Consider the following 7,269-nt stretch of genomic DNA (forward strand, 5'->3'; position numbering starts at 1 on the left):
GCAAGTAGTCATATATTAAGGAGAAAAACCATGCCAATCACAGCTGCAGATATTCGTCGTGAAGTCAAGGAAAAAAATGTTACCTTTATTCGTCTCATGTTCTCAGATATTTTGGGAACGATGAAAAACGTCGAAATTCCTGCTACAGATGAACAGTTAGATAAAGTCTTGTCAAACAAGGCTATGTTTGATGGATCTTCTATTGAAGGTTTTGTACGTATCAATGAGTCAGATATGTACTTGTACCCAGACTTGGATACATGGACAGTCTTCCCTTGGGGAGATGAAAACGGAAGTGTTGCAGGTTTGATCTGTGATGTCTATACAACAGAAGGTAAACCATTTGCAGGTGACCCTCGTGGCAATTTGAAACGTGCTCTTCGCCATATGGAAGAAGTAGGATTCAAATCCTTCAACCTTGGACCAGAGCCAGAATTCTTCCTATTTAAGCTAGATGAAAATGGGGATCCGACTCTTGAGGTAAATGACAAAGGTGGCTACTTTGATTTGGCGCCTACTGATCTTGCGGACAATACGCGTCGTGAGATTGTGAATGTCTTGACCAAAATGGGATTTGAAGTAGAAGCGAGTCACCACGAGGTTGCGGTTGGTCAACATGAAATTGACTTCAAGTATGATGAAGTGCTCCGCGCTTGTGATAAAATTCAGATCTTTAAACTCGTTGTTAAAACTATTGCTCGTAAACATGGTCTTTACGCAACCTTTATGGCGAAACCAAAATTTGGTATTGCTGGCTCAGGTATGCACTGTAATATGTCCTTGTTTGATGCAGAAGGAAACAATGCCTTCTTTGATCCAAATGATCCAAAAGGAATGCAGTTGTCAGAAACAGCCTATCATTTCCTTGGTGGTTTGATCAAGCATGCTTACAACTATACTGCCATCATGAACCCAACTGTTAACTCCTACAAACGTTTGGTTCCAGGTTATGAAGCGCCGGTTTACATCGCTTGGGCTGGTCGTAACCGTTCGCCACTTGTGCGCGTACCAGCTTCACGTGGTATGGGAACTCGTCTTGAGTTGCGTTCAGTGGATCCAATGGCTAACCCGTACATCGCTATGGCGGTTCTGTTGGAAGTTGGTTTGCACGGTATTGAAAACAAAATCGAAGCACCAGCTCCTATCGAAGAAAATATCTACATCATGACAGCAGAAGAGCGTAAGGAAGCTGGTATTACAGACCTTCCATCAACTCTTCACAACGCTTTGAAAGCTTTGACTGAAGACGAAGTGGTCAAGGCTGCACTAGGTGAGCACATCTATACGAGCTTCCTTGAAGCCAAGCGTATCGAGTGGGCTAGCTATGCGACCTTTGTGTCACAATGGGAAGTTGATAATTATCTAGATTTGTATTAATAGTAGAAAAGAGGTTGTCCGAATGGGCAATCTTTTTTGCTTGATAAGTTATAAATGTATTTTGATACAGTTTTTAGTATAGATAATATAGGCTATTTATGTTTTTTTGTCTAGCTTACAATTATGCATCAGAATGGGAATATTCTGACAAATCTCAGAAAGAGATATTAAGTTTATCTTTAGATTTTCTTTATAAAGATCGTATTTAATGGCGATTTTCTACTTTTTTAAAAAGTTTACTATTTGACAACGTATTGCTTGTATAAATGAATAGTAAATGGTAAAATATCATTTGAAATGAATGAATCCCGTCCTCTTTCTAATTGTATTAATATATTATTTATTCGGACTTATTCGTTGTATTTTACTATTATAAGAAAGGAGATTACATGCAAAAAGACAAGTGGTGGCTACCATTTTTAGCGGTGGGGATCATCATAGGTTTAACGGTGGGTTTTCTTTATTACACCAGACCCACTAAGGATGGAGATATAGGCGCATCGTCAGTTTCGCAATCAACTTCTAGTGATGAGAACAATACGGCTTTGAGTTTAAAAGGTCAACAACTTCCAGAATTTAAAATGACCACTCGAGACGGTAAATTGGTCGCTAGTTCAGAACTGTATGATAAACCTATGTTAGTTGTCGAATGGGCTAGTTGGTGTCCACATTGTCAGAAACAACTGCCTATTGTTCAACAGATGTATGAAAAGTATGGAGATCAAATTCATTTTGTTCTACTCAATATGAGCGATCCGAATAGAGAGACAAAGGAGAAGGCTGATCAGTATATCAAAGAAAAAGGATATACTTTCCCGTATTATTATGATGAGGATCAAGGGGCAGCCGATCTCTTACAGGTTCAAACCATACCTAGTATGTATCTTGTAACCAAACAGCAACAGGTAAAGAATGTATTGGTAAACCACACTACTGCTGAAAATTTCTCGAAAGAGTTACAAGAGCTACTGAATTAATATATCTGCAATAGAAAAAAGGAGGAATAAGGAATCAAATAGGATTTCAGAGAAAACTATGAAAGATTTCATTAAAAAGGTATCCATTCTGTTTATGATTTTGTTTCTGTCTGTGCCTTTAGGATTAGCCGGACTATTCTTTGCTCGTGGTGCATCTGCCGATGAAGGTGGAGTTACCCGGGTAGGTGATACAGAGATCATTCAAAATGGATGTTATCGTAAAATTAAGAAGACAGAGAAGACACAGTGGACAGTTCCGCGGAAACCGATTGACTTGGTCATCCTGCAGGATGCCAGTGGTTCGTTTGAAAAAACTATCCCAAGTGTTAAAAATGCTTTGAAGCGTTTGACCACTTATGTGAAACCTGAACAGTACAATGAAGCCGACCCGCATTTAGTGAATACAGGGGATCCTGATACGACTGACCGCGTCTTCGTTTCAGCTTACCAAGGATTAGATCAGGTCCGATATTTTGATAATGAAGACTTCACAGGAGCGATTGATACCTATACAGATGAGGGGATTACGGGTAAACATTATCAGTTTAGTTCAAGTGATTTAACATCAGATCAGAAATCTATTCATAGCTTTATTGATAATATTACTGTTGGAGGAGGAACTCCTACGGTTCCTGGTATTACGGATGCTCTTGCTGCTTATAGCAAACAAAAAGGAGAAATGAAAAATGGTCGTAAGACAGTATTTCTTCTGGTAACGGATGGTGTGGCCAATGGTTACCGTCTGCCAGGGTCTAACACAGTTGTTATGGATAAAAGCTATGCCAGAACATATAAGCTACAATCTGCATGGAGACTTGGTCAAAACTATTTCCCTGAAGCAGCGCAAGATATTGTCAGCCGTGCAAACGAATTAAAAGAGGCAGGAAATACCCTTAAGAATGCTGTTGGATCAGAAGGCTCTGTAGTTATTGGTTTCTGGGAGCGTGTAGCAGGGTTTACTGATCCATACTTCCAATATGGTGATGCTTATTTGAATGGATTTGGAAAAGCATTGAATATCGGTGACAATCGTTCCGTGCAAGGGATTTTCCACGATGCCCTTCAATCAATGGCTTCGCCAAACAAGACAGTTAATGGCAAGGATGTTTCCTTCTATGTTAATGAACAAAATAACATTGATGTATTCTCGCAAAAGATTTTGGAATCCGTAGCAGCAGCTCTGATTAAGGAAGATATCAAAGGTGAGTTTGAAGTTACTCCAGGATATAAGGTAGATGCTGTTCGAATCAATGATAAAACGGTCGTTGAAAAAGTTACAGATCCGTCAAAACAAATTCGTGGTAAGATTGTTCAAGAAGGGGACAAAGTTACCATCTCTGTTCCAGATAGTGTCTTTAATCCTGGGGATAATAAATTTGACTATGACTTGAGTAAGGAAGCTCGGGCACCTGAGACGGATGAAGATAGCGAAGTAGACCCTCCTGAGAATTATGTTCCAGAAAATGAAACAATCACAGTTCCAGAGTTGACAGGGGTCTTTAAAACGGGAGATTTCACTACTCGTAAAATCGGTGGTAAGAATGAGACTGTCGAAGTTCAAAAATTGGAATACTGTTATCCAAGCGCAACAAAGACAGTGAAAGATGCGGATGCTAGCAACGATATTGGTGTCATTCCGGATCCGTTAGAGTTGACTAAGAAACCATCTTATTCTGCACAACTAAGCAAGAAAGACGAAGAGTTCACTTATACAGTAGATTACAACTTCAATAACGTTCCTTACGAATTTGAAAAGAACGTTATGTTAACAGACCCACTTGATTACCGCTTGGAAGTGGTGAGCCATTCTGCTCAAGGTCCAGATGGACAAAGCTGGCCAACTCGTGTGGTAACTCAAAAGGATGCTGGAGGCAACTCACAAAGCGTCGTTGTAGCGGATGTTCCGGCAAAAGATGGCAAGTACAACTACTTGGTTCTTAAGAAAGCTAAAATGACGATTACTGTTCGTCTTAAAGAAGAATACCGTAAGAACCAAGCAAGTAAAGAATTCATGGCCCTTCTTCAGGATAATGATGGATTCGGTTTGCTGAACCAGGGTAATATCATGTGGAATGGTGAGGATAATAATCCTGATCCAAGTAAACATGCTAAAACAGATGACAAACCAAGTACAGTTCGTCGCTCAAACCCAGTCTATGTTAAACCACCAGTTGATACCGAAATTACGAAGAAGGTCAATGATAAGGAACATGAAGATCTTAAGACAGAAGGAGAACTCTTCGAGTACAAGGTAAGTGTTCCATGGCCAGGTATTGCAGATACATTTAGCCTTACAGATACAGTTGTTTCAGAGTTGGAAGTTCAGGCAGATAGCTTGAATGTGAAACTTGGTGGAAATGATGATGCTGAGTTGAAAACTGCTACAAAAGTTGAAGGCCAAACTGTTTCACTGACTCTTGATAAAACTCAACTTAAAAAAATCTCACGTAAGGTAAGTCGTCGTAAAACTAAAGATGTTCAATACCTTGAATTGACCTTCAAGGCTAAGATTCGTCCGGGTGCTGACCTTTCTAAATATAAGGAAGATGGTCAAATTAAAGTACCTAACACGGCAGATGTTGCCTTGAATGATATCAAGAAAACATCGAATAAAGTAACGGTTACACCACCAAAACCAAAAGAACCTTCTATTGATAAGAAGATTAATGAAAACTTGGATACATTCAAAACATTTGATGGACAACCATACAACTACAACATTACAACAGCTGTGCCAAGTGATGTTGCTAATTACAAGAAATTTGTGATTCGTGATACACTGGATGCTAATTTGGAACTTGCAGGTGACGTAAGTATTAAAGGTTCTGCAGCTGCCCTCTTTGATATCCACACCAATGGCCAAGAGATTACGGCAACGGTGAAGGATGGTCAGTTTGGTGAACTTGCAAAATACACAACTGTTGAATTAGTAATTCCTGCAAAAGTTAAAAATGGTGTGACAGGTACAACAATTGAAAACAAGGCTTCTATTTCCTTTACAAATGAAAATAATGTAGAGAAAGAAGTCGAGTCGAAACCTGTTACAGTCACACCACCACCTGTAACGAAGAAGATCAATGAAACACTTGATCACTTAGATATTCCTACAGGTCAAGCATACAACTACAATATAAAGACAAAACTTCCAACAGATATTACAGATTACAAGAAATTTGTGATTACAGATACACTTGAAGGAGATTTGTCAGTCATCAATGAAGCTTCAAGCAAACCAGCTATCAAGGGAGTGGCTGCAGCCTTCTTCGATGTAACAGTTGAGGGTCAAACCGTGACTGCAACCATGAAGGACTTTGCGAACGCTACAGATCTTGCTGGTCAAGAAGTTGAATTGATCATTCCAGCTAAGATCAATGATGGAGTGACGCGCATCAATATTCCAAATACTGCGAAGTTTAGTTTCACAGATAAGAATGATCACAGCGGAGAAAAAGAAACCAAACCGGTAACGGTAACACCTCCATCAGAACCAGGCGTTGATAAGAAAATCAACGAAACATTGACAGAGGCAACCATCGGTGCAGAAACAGACTTCACATATAATATCAAAGCAAAATTGCCAAATGATATTACAACATACAAGTCCTTCGTTGTAACAGATACCTTGGATGAGAACTTGACTCCAGGTCAAGCTGAAATTAAAGGAGAGGCATCTAAATTCTTCGATGTAACAGTTCAAGGTCAAACCGTTACTGCAACGATGAAAGATTTTGCGAATGCGGGTGACTTTGGTAACCAAGAAGTAGAACTCGTGATTCATGCCAAAGTGAAGAAAGACTCAAAAGTTCCATCTATTGAGAACAAAGCTAAGATTACTTATACCAATAAGAATGACCAACAAGGTGAGAAAGAAACCAAGCCGGTCACTGTGACTCCACCACCAATCACTAAGAAGGTGAATGGTCAGGAACATGCAGATCTTGGTAAGTTATCAGAAGTCTTCACTTATACAATTGACTCAACAGTACCACATGTTGCAGATACCTTCACAATCTCAGATGATATTGTCAAAGAATTGGCATTTGAAGGAGAAGCAACTGTCACTGTTGATGGACAAGCTGTTCAAGACCTCGCTGTAACAACAGAAGGTCAACGTTTGACGGTCACATTTGGAAAAGATCAAGTGAAACAATATGCTGGTAAAGCAGTCCGAGTTTCATTCAATGCCAAGATTAAAGATGGAATCACTTTCGATGCTCTCTTGACTGCTTATCCAAATGAAGCAAAAGACAAGCCAGTAGTACCAAATACTGCTAGCTACATCATTAATGACAATCCAGATTCTAAGAAAGAATCAAAACCAGTCACTGTGACTCCACCTCCAACAACAACTCCAGAGCTTAAGAAGGAAGTAAACGGAGCAGAACGTTATGATCTTGCAAAACGTAATGAAGAGTTCACTTATACTTTGAAAACAACAATGCCTGCTAGCTCAACTGTGTTTGAGATGACAGACGAGTTGAAAGAAGTTCTAGAATTTGTTGGTGAGAATGCTTCTGCCACAGTTAAAATTGATGGTGAAGATGCAGGATCTAAGGCGACAGTAACAATTTCTGGCCAAGTGATCAAAATTGCCTTTACAGAAGCTTCTGTCAAGGCAGATGCAGGTAAGTCTATTGAAGTAAACTTCAAGGCTAAAATCAGAGAGAATGCCAACTTGTCAGCTTATGTGATTAAAGATGGTAAGACTGAAATTCCAAACAAGGCTTCTTATGATATTGATCATAATCCAAAATACCACAAGGACTCTAACGAAGTTCCAGTAACTCCACCGACTCCAGAAGAGCCAGAAATCAAGAAAGATGTGAATGGCAAAGAATCTGAAACTCTTGACAAACGCGACCAAGTCTTCACTTACAACGTGAAAACAACAGTAGCGCAAGATGCGACAGCCTTC

At 39.6% G+C, this 7,269-nt stretch carries 3 protein-coding genes; all 3 read left to right on the forward strand.

Annotated elements, in window-relative coordinates; all coding sequences use genetic code 11:
* Nucleotides 1-30: 30 nt before the first annotated feature.
* Nucleotides 31-1,377, forward strand: coding sequence for a type I glutamate--ammonia ligase (gene glnA, locus I2H52_RS08835; RefSeq protein WP_001122897.1), 1,347 nt, complete (start codon nt 31-33; stop codon nt 1,375-1,377).
* Between the two features lie 389 nt (nt 1,378-1,766).
* Complete coding sequence (locus I2H52_RS08840) at nt 1,767-2,354, forward strand: TlpA family protein disulfide reductase (protein WP_045616392.1); 588 nt, start codon at nt 1,767-1,769, stop codon at nt 2,352-2,354.
* Nucleotides 2,355-2,412: 58 nt separating this feature from the next.
* Nucleotides 2,413-7,269, forward strand: a 4,857-nt coding sequence (locus I2H52_RS08845; RefSeq protein ID WP_195595048.1) for an isopeptide-forming domain-containing fimbrial protein, incomplete at its 3' end; no start/stop codon positions are given.

This window comes from Streptococcus oralis (assembly GCF_015561235.1).
Classification (GTDB): Bacteria; Bacillota; Bacilli; order Lactobacillales; family Streptococcaceae; genus Streptococcus; species Streptococcus oralis_BK.